The organism is Candidatus Omnitrophota bacterium (assembly GCA_028716165.1).
Lineage (GTDB): Bacteria > Omnitrophota > Gorgyraeia > JABMRG01 > JABMRG01 > JAQUQI01.
This window is the reverse complement of sequence record JAQUQI010000005.1, coordinates 34,631-53,172: the sequence shown is the minus strand read 5'-3', so window position 1 is coordinate 53,172 and position 18,542 is coordinate 34,631. Positions and strand designations below refer to the sequence as shown.

Below are 18,542 nucleotides of genomic sequence, written 5' to 3'. Positions count from 1 at the left end.
AAAAAAATTACTCCTGCTTCACAAGCTTTGAACCCTGTATCTGCGCGAACGAAATAGCCAGAAGTATCAAGCCGAACACTACGCCAAGCGCGCACGCATAACCAAGCTGGGAACCGCCTCTCATAGAAGCCAATATCCTTGTAATAGGAACTTCCGTGTGATATCCGGGGCCGCCGCCCGTAAGAGAAACTATAAGGTCGTATATCTGCATAGTATTTAATATGGTAAGTATCACAACAAGGACAAAAACAGGTATCATAAGGGGCACCGTGACCCTTACAAAGGAGTCCCAGGCGCCGGCGCCGTCCACTTTAGCGGCTTCATATAATTCCCGCGGTATTGACTGTAATCCGGCCAGCAATATAATAAAACCCCACCCAAAACCTTTCCACATATGGACAACCCCCACACATGTTAGCGCTGTTTTGGGGTCAGCCAGCCAGGCGCGGGCAAGATGGCCTATGCCCATCCTCGTAAGCCAATAGTTCAAAAGCCCGTAATTGCCGTCGTATATCCACTGCCAAATAAGGCCTACCACTATTCCTGAAAGCACGGGCGGCAGAAAAAATATCATCCTGTAGGTCTGGGCGCCTTTTATCGCCCTGTCACAGGCAAGCGCCAGTATTAATGCCAAACCATTCTGAAATATCAGAGTAAGCAGTGTGATATAAAAAGCGTGCCACATGGAATACCACCACTGGGAATTGGCGGTAAAAATGTCCTTGAAATTGGCAAGGCCTATGAATTTCATGGCGGGAGATATACCGTCCCACTGAAAAAGAGAATAGCGGAATACATTGATAAAAGGATATACGTGAAACGTGCAAAACAAAAGAACAGCCGGCAGGACAAAAAGATAGTTAGATAGTATCGTTTTTGTTTTTTTTATTTGCATTTTTTTACTCAACTATGAAAGAATTAGGGTAGAGCGCCTGCCTTAATCCTTGCCCTGGGATTTTTGAAGTTCGCGCAGCTTAACCGCTTGCACCTCTAACGCAACCTCTTCAGGTGTTTTTTCTCCAATGATAACAGACTGTATTCCCTTGCTCCTTGCCTCAATTACCCTGGGAAATTCCGATACATTAAGATTGTTGGGATGGTTGACCAAATCCATATCATCAACAAACTGCGCAAGCACTTCGGGTATCGCGCCGAGGCTGTCTTTATTAGCCGGCAAGTTTCTGGTCTGGGTTGACAGGTATGCCTGCTGGTCTTTCGCGGTAAGCCATTTCAAAAACTCAACCACTTTTTCCCTGTGCGCGCTTCTGGCGTTCACCATAAAGCTGGCTCCGGCCCCGCCCCATACCATCATAGGATGTTTATCAGAATAGGCCGGCGGCAGCATTGCGCCGTAATTCAGATCCGGGTTCATACCGTGATACACGTTAACGCACCACGAACCGTTAAAGGCTATGGCCGCGCGCTGATTGGCAAACATCTGTTCAGCATGCTTATTGACCATGGTAACGATACCGCTGGCAAGCAGGTTATTATCCCTCATATCCCTGAAAAGGCCAAAAACCTTTATCCAGTCAGGATCAGTATAAGCAACTTCGCCTGTTAATGTCTTTATAAATTTTTCCTCGCCCATTATATTATAAGCATAATTTGAAGCAAGGCAGTCTATCATCCATATCTCGCCCCAGCCGCTTACCATGCCCTGTATACCGGCGGCATTGAGTTTATTGCCGGCATCAAGAAAATCAGCCCAGTTTTTCGGAGGATTATCAGGGTCAAGCCCGGCTTTCTTAAACAGGTCTTTATTATATACCATCTGGATATTCATAACATCTATCGGCGCGGCGTATATACCGGGCGTAACGGCAAATTCATTATTATCCAAAAACCTGTTTACGTTCAGCGCTTTTTCGTAAAAGGTATTCTCCCATTTTCCGTTATCCTGTGCCATGTATGGGCCAAGATTTAAGATATGGCCGGCATTAATAAACGACGCGATCACCCTTTTGTCCGCGAGAACTCCGAAAATATCAGGTAAGGTCTGAGTCTGGGCGGCGCCTTTTATTTTCTCATCATACGCGTCTGTCGGAGCATACAGTTCAAACTGAACATTGGTGCCTGTAAGAGATTTGTATCTTCTTGCCAATTCGTCAAAGGCTTCTTCCCTGTCGGTCATCCAATGCCACACAAGTATTTTCTCGGGGCCCTTAGTTTCAACCGCGCTTGGCGCGCAGCCGGCAATACCGGCCAGTCCGGCCGCTAATATAAGTGATATAAATTTATTCATACGTTCATATCCTTTCTCTTGCCTTCGGAATCATGCTTATTATTCAATTAATTCCCGGTACCCGAGACTACAAGCCTTTTCTCCGCTCAAATGAAGGCTTCCGTGGCCTTAAAACAAATATCAGTTACGGCCCGGCTTATCTTCTAAAAGCCATAGTTCTTTTAAAACACCGTAAGACCTCTTTGGAAGCCTTTTATCTATGCCGTTTTCTTTTTCAGAGCTGACTGAAACAATGCCAAACCACTCTTCATTCATATTGGGGTTGCCTTCTGTGTCAAAATAATAAGAGGCGTTTGTCCAACTCGCCTCTGTATTATGGATAGACCATGTTTTGGGGTCATCCTGGTTGCTTTTCCACCATTCGTCGGTCCATGAAAATATAAGCCCTCCCAGGCAGTTGCCTTCCCCTTTTCCGCGATAGGTATTATAATCCACTTCCTGCCACAATGTTTTCAGGAAAAAAGCCTGGCTTTCCTCGTCGGGTTCCTGTTTAAGGGCATTGTACGAATCGCAACCAAATTCTATAATCATGCAAGGCTTGCCATATCTTTCTTTAAGCTGGCGAAAAAGATTTCCGAAAGATTTTCCCCTGTAAATAATAATGCCGGCAAAATCAAAATCAGGGCAATACTCCTTAGCTATCTCTATGCTTCCAAGTTCACCGTTACCGAAACCCACAGGCCTTGTAGGATCGATTGTTTTTACGATGCGCGCAAGGTCGTTTAAAAAAGTGTAGTATATTTTGGCCTTGGCAAGCTGTCTGTCTTTGGCATTCTCAATAGCATCCAACTCGGGTGTCGACCAGGAATTCATGCTCCCGTCAAACGAATAATTGGCCTCATTGCCCAAAACCCATGCCATGACTCCGGGTTCTCGCTTGTAGGCCTGGACCATTTGGTATACCTGCTTTTTTATTTTCTGCCTGAAATCAATATCGGCATAATTGGCATGAGGATAGTCCCAAAAACCAAGCCCATGGCCCATAACAGAGCGTATACCGTATTTTTCATAAAAATCAGATATCACCGACTTTACCTGCTCGGGCTTGCCTCCGGGTTCATAGAACCGGACGGTATTAATGCCGGCCTCTTTCATAAGACTTCCATCAGCAATCCAGGGCTTGGCAGGGTTGCCCCACCAATTATATATAGGGCCCTCTCCTACAGGTGTTGGATTGTAGCAGACACCCCTTACTATATAGGGTTTATTATTTACGGTCAAAACATAATCCCCTTTTGAATTTTTTTGTATAGCGACTCCCGGTTTTGAAGAAAACTTTACTATCAGAGCAACGCAAATGCCTAATAACAGCATAAAAAATAGGGCCAGTACAAATAGGATAAATTTTTTATTGGAATTTTGCTTTTTTGGTTTTAGCTTAAACTTTTTATTTATCATAAATCCCTCATATTAAAAATAAACCACCGCCGTCCGGGGCAAAGCCGGCACGCCATAAAGGCGCGCCGGTTGCAGCTCGGAAAAAGCATGCGGATTGTTTATTACTCGTATTTTATTTCGTCAAGATATATTATGAAACCGTCAGGATTGTCGTCAGAATTCGCCGAAAAACAAAAACCGCCTATAATATGCGAGAGGTCCTTGCCTTTCAGGTCTATCTCATACTTTTTCCAATCCTGGGTAAGCATGGCAGGGCCGATACCCGCGGAATCTGAATCAGAAAATTCACCGCTGATACCGCCTATTTTAAATTCCGATATAATTTCGCCGCCTTTTTCGCCGCGGGCATAAAACGATAATTGCTTCGCGCCGGTCAGGTCAAAGCCGGATTTTTTTGAACCCCAGTTATTGGCGGGGTTCTGCCAGTATATGCCCATCCAGCCGGCGCCTTGCGAACGGCGCGGCACATATTCTATCCTGATACACGTAGTCCCGCTATGAGAATTTTCCATCCAGCGGTCGTTCAATTTTATGTCGCCGAAATCTCCCATCCAGCCTGAAGGTATATAATGATTGCCCGGGGATGACTTGTCTGTATATATATTAAAAACCTTGAACTCATTGCCCGTGGCGGCGCTCTTCGCCTCAAACTCTTCAATAACGATTTCTTCTTGTTTCGCGCAACCCGAAAGCGCAAGCAAAGCCATTAAAAACACGCAGGAAAAGCAATAAAATGCCTTATTCATTATCCGTTCCTCCTTTATATAAGTTCTCATGCATTAAACGCAGAAACAGCGGTTATTTTGATCCTTTTAAAGGATAAGTGTTATTAGTTTATCAAAATCAGCAATATGCGTCAAGCTAAAATCCTGAAAAATCAGCTTTTACTTTTTCCCTCCTTCCCGGTCAGATTTTCACCATGGATACACGAAAAAAACCGAAAAAATAATAAAGAGCGGCAAGCGCGCGTTTTAAGACGGTGCCTTACTTATCAAAATATCGCCTGGATTATAACTGCGCAGTATCAGGCAGCGGCCATTATGCCGGCCGCGAACTGGCGCTTATCAAATATTGTAACGCGACCGGGGCCTTTAACTTCGTTTCCGGCGCCTGTAATTGCCCGCAGTATTTCTACAACCCCTGCCTCTGAAGGCATTTTGCCATATAATATACCGCTGGGCAGGGAATTGATATCTTCAATCCCTACATAAACATTTAAAGCCTGGGGTAAATGCGTTAACATAGGCCTGTCGTTTTTAAATAATCCCGCGCTATCTCCTATGATTACAATTTGCCCGGGATCCAGGCCGAATCTGTCAAGCGCCCAATCAAGCCCAAAAGCCTTTGACCTAAAGGATATATCAATGCACCTGGATGTTTCATACAAATGGAAATCGCTCCTTCCAAAAGACTTTAAAACATTCTCAAGCAAAAAACGCATGTCCTTTGTTTTGCATTTTATCCGCGGGCAATCTTCATATGATACCGTAATGGTCGCCTGTTTACCGTTCTTTATTATTTTCACGTCATGTTCAACGGGATTATAATCATCTTCCAATGCCGCTTTAACACCGAGCCTAAGACGCAGGTCTTCAATGACCTTATCTGTAAAGGCCTTGCTAAGGAGAAAATCATCATTTAATGAGGATTGGTAGTCAGTATAAAAAGTGCCGTTCTCATCGTATCCGGCTATAATTGATGAAAATTCTCCCATGAAGATCATGTTTTTTCTTAATTCAGGCGCTATCCTTTTGTCAAATACCGTGCGCATCCTGTCTGTCGTCCTTCCTGTGTTGACAACAAATATGCCGCCGGAGGCAAGAAATTTTTCAATCTCTCTGATGATATCATCCCCGATGGCAAATGGGTCTGAAGAAAGGGTGCGGTCAAAATCAGCCATAATAAGTTTTATGTCCCGGCCCTTTATAGAATCCGGGCCAAAATAGCATATCTGTCCATTCTCCGGCGCGCCGGCAGGCAGGGTACTGGTGTATTTCCTGATTTCATCCGGGACAGATACTGAAAACCATAATATGTCAAAATCCTGGCAATCAAGGCCGCGGCTTTCCAGAATACCACTTATCACAGTCTTTTTTGCGGTTTTTGATAATGACGGCCATAATTTTCTGTTCTGCTCTTCAATCACGCGCGAAACAAGGTCAAAAAGAGCGCTTCTTTCCAGCAAAAGGGTATTCTGGCAGAACCTTGTCCAGAGTTTCTCTAAAACATTTTTATCAATAATATGCCGGCGGACAATATCCATGAAGAGGCCCTTGACTTTTTCTTTTTGTTCGGATAGCCCTGCCTTTTCCGCGGATATCTCCAAGCGCCATTGCCTGTAAAGGTCTAAAGCTCCGGTAAAGGCTTCAACATAAGCGCCAGTTGGGCTGTCCGCGGTATCCACAACACGCGAACTTATAGATTCCTGGGCGGATATAAAACGCGTTTCTTCCGCAGCGCGCTTTCTCTCAAACTTCTCTTTTACCTGCTGCACTGTCAAAGAAGCGTATTTACCCGTTGCGATATAACGCTCAATGTCCCGCAAGTATCTTAATGTCCATGGCGCTTTTATAAAAATGCTTTCATAAAACAAGCTGTTGACAGATTCGCTCGTAAGGGCCAATATGCCCTCAACTATAAGGATATTGTTCTCCGGGTCTAAACGCGTAAGGATATCCCCTGACTCAAGGTCTATATAAGCCATTATACCCATTTCACTGCTGATCGCAGGGCTATAAACAATAGTATGTTTTCGGCCGTCTATATAGCGTTCATGGCTTTCGGCGCCCCGCGCCAAAGCAATCCTTGCCAGGTCAATCTGGCTTTGAGCCAAACGCTGGCGCTGGCGCGTTACCTGATTAAAATGCGGGACATATATAGGCTTGCCCGCGGCAAAGGCCTTCATGTCTTCATAGTATCTTTTTATTTCGTATTTAATAAAAATTGACAACTCATAACCTAAACTTTTCGCGCGCGCCAAACGCTCATTTTTTGGAATAAGGTATTCATCCATATCAAGCCGGTATATAGCGGGCATCTCATGCACAGCTTTATCCGGAGCTTTATCTAATCTGCGCCGTTGGGACGCAATAATCAGTTTCAATTTTTTGACAAAAGAAGACGCGAAGTACGATTTACCGCTTGCCGAATACCCCGAAAAACCGATCATAACAGGCTTATTGCCCTCTTTTTGTATATTATTAAACCAAGCGTCCGCCGCCTTTTTCGGCAATTCTTCCAGCGCGCGGCTGAATGATATTCCTTCTTTAACCGGGCTTTTCTGCCCGTTTAATGCGACTCCCATCTTTTCAAGGGCCCAGGATGCCCAACCGGACAAATCCGTACCTTTACTCTTTTGTTTGCATATTTTAAGCAAGAGCTCTATCGCGCTTCCGGCCCTCATGTTTCCGACAGCCTCTATAGCGTTTATCCTCAAGTCTATGTCCTCATCCTCATCCGATATTATCCGCATTAATTCAGCAACTGACGAAAGGTCCTGTTTTTTACCTAATATATAAACAGCCGTTCTCTTTTCAAGCATATCGGAGCGAGCGGACATAATAATATCCATAAGAGCATTGGAGCTGATACCGGAAAACAATACTTTTGTCAGGGCAATATTTGTGGCAGCGCGCAAAAAGGCTATTCTTTCCGGCAAGCCGTAAAGCATTTCAAATTCAGCCTCTTCTATGACTTCTTCCGTAGGAACTTCTATGAACCTGTTCCTTAAGCTCCGTATTTCTTCGGCTTTTTTTGTTAATATATTGTATACAGAACCTTGAACGATACCCCGGTCTGTTAAGAAAACAAGTGAATTGACAATATTGAATATGCTTCTTTCAAGGTGCATCCTCGGGTCTTTTATGTTCATACCGGAGGCATTGCTGTTAAAAAACTCGCTGGCGCTGGCATAGGCGCTGCTGCCACAGCTTAAGCACGCGGGTATATATGTGATCTTGCCAGGTAATGCTTGAGCATCTGACGTTTCAGGATTTATTGCCGGATATATGCCGTCAATAATAACATCCACGCAAAGCCTGGGCATATTTTTTGAACTGATAAGAGAAAAAATGTCTGTTGAAACCAGGGCAGTGGCCTCCATGCTTAAAAGGTCTGCCAATATCACATTGTCATCCTTTTTGTTGCCATACTGGGACACAATGCCTTTTTTGTTATACAGACAATGGTCACCGTCATATATCCCCACTACCTTTGTCTTCTGCGACAATAATATATCAAAAACCCCACGCGCTATAACCGTTTTCCCGCATAATATCACAGTGGCATTTTCAGGTTTTATGCCTTTAGAGCGCAAAACCGCGTTTAAGGCCTCTACTATACCGGCCGCCCTTATTTTCCATAATGTGTGGGGGAAACTGTTTTTATCAAAAGCCCTTGATGTGGCAACAGGAAAATACACTTTGCCTTTTCCCGCAGAAGACTTATTGGCAAAACCATAAACGCTGTTGGCGCGGGCCTGTATAACAGCCATGTCTGCTTCGTCCGTATTTTTACCGGGCTTAAGTATTAATGTTTTTCCTAAAATCCCAATGTTTGAAAAAGATGCCGCGAATTGCTTGATAATCTCCTTTTTCTCCCTATGAGACAATGGGTTTCTTATAATACAACAGGCGGCCCCGTTAAAACCGACACCCCATAAGCTATTGGTGGTATCTTCAAATACAGCCTGGCTAACGCAAGACTTGAGAAATGAAGTAAGCACTCCATCGCTCATATCATACAGCATGTCGCCAAACTCGCAATAATGCAGGCTGGCAAGAGAAATAATATCATTATCTTCCGTTTCAACCCCGCATATAGAAGCAAACGCGCAAAAATCGTGGCTTAGGGTAAAAATAATTCTTGATATATTATTCTTGTAATCTCCGTTGTAAGCGCCTTTCCTGAAAACCATTGTTACCGGTAATTTATGGCTGATTCTATAAGGATCGAACAGGTTGGTATCCTCAAGCGAGTTCAGGATCTCTTCATCTGACGGAGGATATTTAAAACCTTGGGCAAATCTGTATGTCTCAAGGGCCTTTGCCATTTCCCTGATTGCCAGGCGCGCGGTCTTTCTTTTTACGCCTTGCGGCATAAGCCCGCGTTTATGTAAAAAATCAGCGAGCGCTTTTTGACTGTTAAAATTCGCTCCATTCGCAGGCCGCAGATCCAGGACTATACCCGTATCATTAGACGCGGCCAGGGATGACGGCCTAAGGCAGGACAGAGAAAAGGCGGGCCTGGCCCATATGGCCAGCGTTATTGCCATTAAAAAAACGGCGGATATTTTTAGCGAAACTTTTCTCACACCCATATGTTTATTTAGTGTGTCCTATCCGGTTTTTGATAAATAATTTTAGCGATTGTTGGTAAAAAGCACGGTATAATCCGATTTTCTGATATAGAAAACGGTATCAATACAGGATATCAAACCGCATAATATCACCGCGATAATCTGCCGGGCGCGTAAGGCCCTTTAAGGTTTTATTATGCCGCTTTCAGCGCCTCGACATGCGTCCTGATATATTCGGTATGCTGCTGGCTGTAATCCGATATTATCTCAAACTTCTTGTCCTTTAGTAGCATTACAAGGGCTTCAATAAGGCCCTGTCTGCTCCAGGCAATGAGATCGTCTTGCGCGCTGGCAAACACCCTGCCCTGGCGGATACCGTTTTTATTAAGCACGGCCGCTATATTAAGCGCCAGTTGATCGGCTGAAAGCGAGTTTTGCAAAAAAACATTGCTTTCAAATATATCCCTGTCAATATTAAGGCTTCTTAAAAAATCTTCGGCGGAAACGGAATCCTGTTTATTGACAAGATAAAATTTCCTGCCATCTGCTGACGACTTTCTGATTATATCCTGCAATGCCGCGCTTTCCGCGAGCGAATCTGAATAAACTATCACGGCTTGATTTTCCGCGGGGACATTTATTATGCCCTCCGGGAAATAGCGAAGAAGCCCGTCGGCTAAAATGTACTGCTCATCATAATCCGGCGCGCGCTCCGGGACAATGCCTGCTGAAGGAGATTTTATTTTTTCTTGTATTTTTCCGATCAAATTTGAGAAAAACGCTCCGGCAAATTGTATTTTTAAAACATCATCATATTCCTGTTGCTTGCTTTGATCAAATACCCACCTATTAATTACAACAAAACCGCCTTTTTGGGCATATTCGTTACGATGCATAATCTGGATTATGCCTTCAAGCAATCTATTATATCTATCATACTCAACAGGCTGTTTGTCATCATTTGATAACCCTACAGCTCTATCCCTTGCAAGGGTCCTTCTGTTAATCTCGTAAGCAAGCAATCTCGCTTCTCTTATTTGATTAACGTCCGTTATTCCATTTGGATCACCAAAATCGCTTTCCAATCTTTCATTCAGATGCACTATAAAATCTTCTTTCTCTATAAGCTTTGCGTATTCCAATAAACGATTCGCATATGTCTGTTTGTCTGATCCAAATTTTTTAATACCAGACTCCATAACCTTGCCTGCAATATCAGCCAACTCTTTTTCAATAAGATCCTCATCTTTATTTAATTTTTTAAGGCGTTCTTTTATGTCTTTTTTTAATTCTCTTATTTCTTTGAATTTAAAGTTTGATAATTCTTTCTTAGCTTCTTGCATCTTATATGAAATATACAAATGGGCATAAGCTCTTTCATTATAGCTGGTAAATCTGCGCTCAATCCATTTCCTTGCATTAGTCATGTATCGCATCTCTTTTTCGTCAAACGGTGCTATAAAAATTTTGAACACATCCTTCGTCGGAGATTGAGGACCTGTAAGCATCCTAAACCAGCCATATCCTACCTCAACCACCCCAAGTTTGGGCCCATCAATAATATCCATTATGCCTTTTACAGGCCTTTTAACTGTTACATCTTTATGAGAAACCTCTTCAATAATATCACCCGCAATAAAGACGCCGGGCTTGCCATCTCCTATTTCATCATCTTTTATACCTGTGGTTATTTTCAGGTTTTGCTCGAAGCCTTGCCTTTTAACCAAAACATCTTGTTTGAGATTTTCTCCATCCAAAAATTCAATAGTTTTTGTTACCTTATCACCTGCTTTAAAATCTGCAGGATTGATAACATTCTCTATTACCACGCCTTTCTCATCAAATCCGTTTATTGCCATACCCTGTAACTGCCTGTTTACTGTTGCGGTTTTAATTTTTCCTTTATTTTCTAATGTGTTTATACGATTATGATCAAGTCTTGTGTCAAAATTATACTCCCAGCCGTCTTTTTCATTTTCTTTTGTTCTTAACGGCCTTGAATGATACAATATCAATTTTTCAACTAACTTAAAGAAGCTCCCATCTGTATAGTGTGGATACTTCCATTTTTTATTTGCATTTTTTTCTTTTTCTCTTCCAAATGTTTTAGAAAAAACATAATCCTTACCAGTTCCGGGACCTGCTGAAAATAGCATAAATTTTTCCATAATATTGCCATATTTTTTACCATTTCCCAATAACTCTTTTTGTATAACCGCACTCAAGTAATCGCCCATTTCAGCTACCCTGCCAGCGAGATCTTTAAGCTCCTCCTTGCTGGACGGTGTCAATTTATTCAGCTCCTTCAGCTTAATCAACTTAATATTTTGGAGTTTGGCCTCAAGTTCTTTTACAGATAATTTGTTTAAATCATCCGGTTGCTGTAAAACAAGAGGGGTGTTGGAGTTATTAACAGACGCGGGCCTTAGGCAAAAAAATTCGCAGGCCAAAAGCTGCTGATTGATAAAAAAACAGCATATTAACACAAATATCAAAGATTTTTTAAATACCCTTAATCCGTGCATATAGGCCTCCTTTTTATTATTAGGCGCAAATTCTTATATTATATTCCATGTCAAATGAGCTTTTGACTGACTTGACTATTGACGACAGTATCTCTTCCGTTCCAGCCGGGCCGGGCGTCTGCCATAGAGTCACATGATCGGGCAAGCCTTCATGGCCTTTGCCTACAAAAAAAGATAGCTTCGTCCTATCGTCTGCGGCTTTAAATAAAAACCCATAATCATTACTACCGTCTCCAACCGCCACAATAAGAGGGCTTTCAAAATTTTTCTCGCTTAAAAAATATTCTATGGCATCTTTTTTATCCACCGGACTGCAATCCACATATGTATCACCGTATCTTACATGCAGATTCTGGAGGTTAGGGCGCTGTGCAAGAAGTTCTTTAAAAGTTTCCGCGACCTTTCGGGTAAAATCAGAATTTTGCAATTCAGGCAATGCCTGTTTCTCGGACGATTTTTTAAACTCTATGGTAAACTGCCGGCCCATGCCGTTGGCAATCTCAATATGGCCGAGAACGCTTTTATTTTCTGCTACAAATTCATCAAATATTTTACTAAAGGCGTCAAAGCTTTCGGCCCTATCAATGCTTTCAGGCAGGCGCATGCCCTCTATATTGCCTGCCAGAGATTTAGCCAGATTTCTTACGATAAACATCTGGTCATCTGCTGAAAAAGGTTTTCCAAAATACTCAATCGTTCGTATTCCTTGCTTATTCCAAGATATTTTACCCAGTCCAGCCATAAAATAATATGTTAAACGCTCAAACCAACTGGAATCACCAGACTTTATCATTTCCTCCAAAGGCTTTATAAGATTATTCTCGCTGTCTTCCAGTATACCCCCTGTGCAGATAACGATATGCGAACGGCCGTACATTTTAAAAATTTCACTTATAAGGTTAACCGTGGAACCGCGGACAGGCTCATTAGGCTTTGACAAAGTCCCATCTTTATCCGCGATAAACACAATATCTGAAATACGCATTGACAAGAAGGCGGACTTTATATCTGATTCAATCCTTTGCGATTGCGCCAGCGATAAAGGCCTTAAGGCGCATAAAAAATTTTGCCAAGAATAAGCGGGGCTTGCCATGGATATAATGGCAAGGCCTGCGTATAAAACAAATATTTTTATGCTCCTTCTCATAATAGCCGCTCGCCTTAAGCCAGGATATGAAGAATACGCTATAAATATTATGCTGCTGTTAACGCCTGGGCATGCGTCCTGATATATTCGGCATGCTGCTGGCTGTAATCGGATATTATCTCAAACCTCTTGTCCTTTAGAAGCATGAGGAGTGTTTCAATAGAAGCTGTTTTCCACGACATTAAATCCTGATCCAATGCGGCAAAAACGCGGGCTTGGGTTATGTGCTGATTAGCCAATTCGGACATTACAGTTTCGGCTATTTGCCCTGCGGACATATCCTCGGCTTCAATAATATTATCAAAATTTAAAGTATCCAGGCCGACCCCTGCTAAAAATTCACCGGAACTTAGGGATGTCTTATTAACGAAATAGAACCTTCTCTCGTCCTGAACAGACGCCCTAAGGATATCCTGCAATGCCCTGCTTTGCTTGAGAGCATCCGAGTAAACTATCACTGCCTGCTTGTCTCTATTAACAAACAGCTGTCCGGAAGGCGAATAGTCCAGTAATGATAAGGCAAGCTGATATTCAACCGAATAATCGGCAACGCCGGCAAGATCAAGGCCCGCAATGGCTGGCGGCAGCTCATTGCCAGCTGTTTCAGTGTTCATCGCGTTTTCAAGCGAAGCAACGGTCATCAGCGAACGTATAATATTGATATCCGCGAATATTCTCAACGCATAAGCCGCCATTTCGCGAACAAAAATATAATCCTCTCCGGCCGTCTGCTCATCATTAAGAATATCAATAAGAACCTTTTTTATAGGCTCCACAACCATATTATCATTAATATTATCCAATGCCAGTTTTTCCAAGTCGGCAATATTTCGTATAGAACCCATAGGCTCTTTATTGCGGTACAGTTCATCTACGAGCTCGTCAGCGGGCCTTTCTGCTGTTTCGGGGGCTTTCTTGACATCTCCAGCCCGGGGGTCGTTTTCCAAAATTGCCGTCATTATGCCGAAAATTCCACCTACAACCTCATCCTGAGCTGTTTCGGGGGCTTTTCTTAAAAACTCCAAAAACTCTTTTGCTTCGGAACGGTCTGTAATCTCACCTGTATCCAAATTCTTCTCCTTTAAAGGCGTATAATGATTCATGTCGGAAAAATGCAATAAAGCAATTGTATCAATTAACAGTTCGCCAAAATTATAATCTGCGTATTTCTGGAGAATCGCGATAAACTTGTCATAATCTTCAGGTTCTTTTGCTATATATCCTAAGCTTATATGCCCGGTAAACTGCCTATTGAACACATCCGCGGATTTCTGAACAGCGCCTTCAAGCAAAAGGGCCTTGTCCAGATCTTCTGGAGTAAATCTTACAAGCGCCGAGATCGTATTCCCAAGGCCTAAGCCACGGACCGTAGACTGTACTGCGCCGGGCGTGCCTATATCTTTAAAAGCGCTGTCTATCTGGCCTAACCTTTGTCCGGCTTGTTCAAAACTTGTTCCTTTTGGATATGACCGGCTGGGATCAATATCCGCTATAGTCATATGAAGCGAGGCAGGATCAAGAAATGCCACTACATCGCCCATGCCCGCGGCTTTAAGCTCTTCTTTCATTGTTTCTTGAAATGCGATTAATGCCTCACGCAGCTTCCCTTCCGTTATCCTCTTAGCTACTGTGAAGCCGGAAAATGGCAGCATCTCGCCATCAGGGCCTACCTTCGGACGATAAATATGCCTGTTAGGATCAAATGGTTTCCCAACAAATTGGCCTATAGATCTTTCGCCAAGCCTCTTTTCGTACTCTGAAAACTTGGCATAGAGCGCCTTGAGATCATTAGACATTCGCGCTATCTTTCCTAAAACAGTATCCGGATCCGATACATCCCGATCGTAATCCGTAAACAACTTTATAAAACCGGCCCCATAATTGACGCGCCTGTCAGAATCTGGCATGTTTTTAAATTTATTCCATTCATCTGATATTGCAACCCATTCCATAGCCGCTACCTCACCCTCAAAAGCGGTAAATGAAGCCTTTTCGTCACTTATCGCTTTTGCTGCCGCGTCAATTCTTTCTATATCCATTTTTGATGCGCAATAAAGAAACACAGTGACACGCTCATTATCCCACCCTTTAACAGGGGTCGTATATTGAACGGAAAGCCTTAGCCCGTCTACCTCGCTTATCATAGAAAGCCTGTCAGGAGAAATACTATAATCCTTAAGATTGCCTATGTTAAATAACTCTTCCCCAAGTTCTTTTAGGGCAACTTCTTTTGTCGTATCAGCGAGATTTCGCCCATCATCCAATAAGCCCATATGCCCGCCCGTAGAAATATCTCTGGCATTAGGGGCATGGTCTTTATTGGCAGAACGAGTCTGCACCAGCATCCTGCCTTGTTCATCAACTACGATGACAAATACGCTCCTGTGCCAATCTTCATTTGCTTTAGAAAGATGCGCAAGAGGCCTTGGCTTGATGCCGATATAATTACCGTCAGAATCAATTATATGAAAATATTCTACAGCATCCGTCTGGCCTTCTGCTGTTTTTATATTAAGCAGTCTTTCCACTGTCATTTCTTCCGTATCCAGTATCTCTTTGTTTTTGACAGCGTCATTATAAGCTTTTGCCCAATCCTTTAATTGCTTAAGGGTTTTCTCTATATCTGAATTGAAATATTTTTTTGCCATATCTAATAACCCCTCAGGATATGCTCGTTTTGCAAAAGCCTTTGAACTGGCCTTGGCTGAATCACGGAGGCCTTTTACCACATGCGAGAAAAAGCTTTTTGAAAATTCCATTGTTAGTTTCTCTATGTTTTGATTTCTCGCATTATCAGTATAGCCCCATGTGTTCGTCAAAACGGTGTCATATTCATTTTTATTAACTATCTGCATAATGCCTTCCAGCACCCTCTGATACCTGTCATAACCGGCGGGGTCGTCTTTGATAGAATAAGCGAATTTGATTTCGCCGTCCCGCATAGAAAGCCTTCTGTTTACTTCATACGCGAGGGCTTTGACCTTATCTATCGCGCCGGGGGACTTAATATCAATTTTTAAGCTGCTTAAGAATTCATTGCTATCTATTACTTGAGCATTGTGACAAGCCGCGGAATCCTTAAGCGAAGGCGCGTTATCCTCTACGGCTCTTATCACCCTTTGCTGTAAATTGGCATCATTGACAAGGTTTATTTCGTTTTGCAATTCCTTAATTACAACAAAAATTTCATTATAAGCAGCCGCCTTTTCTTCCGGCAATTTGAATTTTGAATCAACCCAGGCATTGTTAAGAGCCCTTATACCTATTTCCTCATCAGTAAAAGGAGATATAAATATTGTTAAAACATCTTTATGTTGTTCTTTATAACGCGGGTCTTTTTTAATACTCTCAAACCATCCATAGCCGCCCTCAAGTATCGCAAGCTTAGGCCCCTTAAAGATATCATTCAGGCCGCGTATTTTTCGGCGGATTTTTATGTATTCATCGGTTTCCTCTATTTTTATATCATCATTAAGCACAACAGCCTTTTTGCTATCAGCTAAATCGGATTTCCTTATTGTAATTTCTTCGTAAAAAGTCTCTAATGCCATACCTTGAAGCTGGTTATTTACAAGAGCGGTAATAATCTTGCCCTCTTTTTCAAGCTGTCTTAGCTCGTCCTCTCCTCTAAAATGATAGGCAATGCCATCTTTTTCGGATATACCTTTTTTAACGCGCGGAGACCTTGTGTGATAAAGTGTCAGCTTATCAACAAGATGAGCGTATTTACCTTTGCCTTCGGTAAAGATAGCGTCCATAACTTCGCCTTTGCCGGTACCAGGCGCGGCCGAATACAATAAAAACTTATTCGCTATTTCTTTCCCGCTCATGTCAAGAACACTCTCTATCAATTGAACAAGCTCCTCAACCGATAGCGCATTTATTTCATCATCACTAAGCCTGCCTATAGCCAGGCCGTTCTGCCTTATATAATCTCTTATACTCGCGGATCTTTGGCCATCGCCAAGTTTTGACAGTTTGTCTAAAAATACAAAATAATAACCTGAAGGAAAAGATGGTTTTTTATCTTGAAAATATTTATTGATTTCGTTTTGGATATCAGAGGATATGATGGAGTGAAGTTCTAAGTCCCTGGCTATAAGCTCGGCCTCTTCGTCAACTTCTTCCTGCGCTGTTCCAGTCTTATTATCATGGCCTAATTCATGAAACAGGCGTTCGGCAAGTATATATTTTACAACAGGGTATGAGTCATAATCATTAAGAAGAGAAAGCACAAATCTTTCATTTAAAACTATTTCAACAGAACCCATATCATTTAGATACCTTGCCGCGTTAACAGGCAAGTTCTTTAATACCCTTATGCTTATATTTTTAGAAATATTATCTTCTTTGCTTAATAAATTTTGCAAATAAGCGTCTAAGTTTTGGTCGGATTGTGCCAGAGACATAAGCGCTTTAAGTGAATCGTTCATGAGAGCGGCAAATTTTCCGGAAGACTCATTCAAAGGGTTAAATATTTTTCTTGAAAGATCAAGGCCCAATTCCAAACCAGCCCCTAATTCCGCTTTTGAATCCTGTTTTTTTATTAATGCTCCTAATAAATCAAGCCGCAGGACATAAAAAGGCAGGGATACTGATATCAGCAATGATGTCATTAAGGGGCTATACTTGCGGTCTTTGACTTTGGTTTTTACACCTTTTGCATCTGGGCCCCGGGCTCCGGGACGATCAAAAAAGATATCATCTATTCTTAACAGATAATATACTATAGCCAATAACCCGTGCGTTATACCCTTGGTATATTTTTCTTTACCAGTCAGCCCTGCGGCAATAATGATACCTAAAGCCACTGCCGCTACAAAAGGCATAGGCATAAAGGCAAAGATGGCGTTTAAAGCAAACAATGCTCCGCTTACGCCAAAAACAGAGGCCGCTATCTTCTTGTTAGCAGGGGCATTTTTCATAAAAGGCCCAAAAATAAACGCGATAGGGAATATATGAAAAAATATCTGGGTCACAATAGCCCAGGGATGTGTCGGCGCCAAGCATAATATCCCTAATAATGCGACTCCCCAGCGAATGGACGGCTTGTAAAGATTGTATAATTCCCTAAACTTTACGGCAGGGTAGAAAATATCTTTAATACCGCTGCTGAATCTTCCTGCGGTACCCTTAAAAGCATTTAATGCCTTCTCGCCGTGCATGGGTATCAAAGGAACGAAAGTAAACACAAGGCCCCAGAACATTTTTGAATAAGACGCCCAGGCCTTTAAAAACGGCTGTTTGGCATGGAATAATCTTATGCCTCCCGATGTTATAGCCTGTGAAAACAGATACCCAAGGCTTACAAATAATATCGGCAGGGCAAAAAATGAAAACGGAGTAAAATTAATAAAAAATGAGAACAAAAAGATCAGTAGATTAAAGTGCGGTATCAATGGTTTGTTAAAGTAAAAATCAAAATTCTGGAATATTGTCAGCTTTTCAGTCCAATGCGCCTTATCGCTTTTTAATAATTTCTGATAATGCACTGAAAGAAATTCATCAATAACAAGTCCGCCAAACCTGTTCTGAAAATCAAGGATAGAAGCGCCGACCATTTCTCTTGGCCTGCCCCAGGTAATCCAGGTAGTATGGTCGCCGCGCATGCCATCCATTATAGCTTCGTGCGCCGCGGCGGTGTCCTCTATATTAGACATATAAGCGCCCCAGCTCCTCATAACACTCCAACGCACTAATCCCGGGCCGTAATAAGAGGACGCGCCCAAAAGAGCTTCCGCGAGCAATGTCCTTAAATTCCATGTATCTTCTGCTACCTGATGCGCGGCGCCGGTAGGGGCGACATACCCCGTCCTCATATCAAGCCTTGTGGTCAGATAACCAAGATTATCTTCGGAAGTAAATCTTTGCGCTAAAAACGGGAGCATGAAAAATTCGGATGGATAGAAAAAATGATCCCTATCCAGATTG

At 42.5% G+C, this 18,542-nt stretch carries 8 protein-coding genes (1 of these 8 cut by a window edge); all 8 read right to left on the bottom strand.

Annotated features, from left to right (window positions below; translation table 11 throughout):
- Positions 1-7: 7 nt before the first annotated feature.
- Entirely contained in the window at positions 8-895 is an 888-nt protein-coding gene (locus PHV77_03835; GenBank protein MDD5504428.1) for a sugar ABC transporter permease, read from the bottom strand.
- A 42-nt stretch (positions 896-937) separates the two neighbouring features.
- On the bottom strand, positions 938-2,245 hold the full coding sequence (locus PHV77_03830) for an extracellular solute-binding protein (GenBank protein MDD5504427.1): 1,308 nt from the start codon (positions 2,243-2,245) through the stop codon (positions 938-940).
- A gap of 120 nt (positions 2,246-2,365) precedes the next feature.
- The gene (locus PHV77_03825) at positions 2,366-3,643 is read right to left on the bottom strand and encodes a glycoside hydrolase family 2 TIM barrel-domain containing protein (protein MDD5504426.1); all 1,278 of its coding nucleotides are present in this window, start codon (positions 3,641-3,643) and stop codon (positions 2,366-2,368) included.
- Between the two features lie 101 nt (positions 3,644-3,744).
- Positions 3,745-4,389, bottom strand: a complete 645-nt coding sequence (locus PHV77_03820) for a hypothetical protein (protein MDD5504425.1) — start codon at positions 4,387-4,389, stop codon at positions 3,745-3,747.
- A 278-nt stretch (positions 4,390-4,667) separates the two neighbouring features.
- The gene (locus PHV77_03815; protein MDD5504424.1) at positions 4,668-8,960 is read right to left on the bottom strand and encodes a hypothetical protein; all 4,293 of its coding nucleotides are present in this window, start codon (positions 8,958-8,960) and stop codon (positions 4,668-4,670) included.
- 173 nt (positions 8,961-9,133) lie between these two features.
- A complete protein-coding gene (locus PHV77_03810) occupies positions 9,134-11,464 on the bottom strand; it encodes a hypothetical protein (protein MDD5504423.1) in 2,331 nt (776 codons plus the stop codon).
- 19 nt (positions 11,465-11,483) lie between these two features.
- The gene (locus PHV77_03805; GenBank protein MDD5504422.1) at positions 11,484-12,611 is read right to left on the bottom strand and encodes a hypothetical protein; all 1,128 of its coding nucleotides are present in this window, start codon (positions 12,609-12,611) and stop codon (positions 11,484-11,486) included.
- Positions 12,612-12,658: 47 nt separating this feature from the next.
- Positions 12,659-18,542, bottom strand: the 3' portion of a protein-coding gene (locus PHV77_03800; GenBank protein MDD5504421.1) for a diguanylate cyclase. It continues 21,590 nt past the right edge of the window; the window shows 5,884 of its 27,474 coding nt (coding positions 21,591-27,474); its start codon lies beyond the right edge, outside the window; its stop codon occupies positions 12,659-12,661.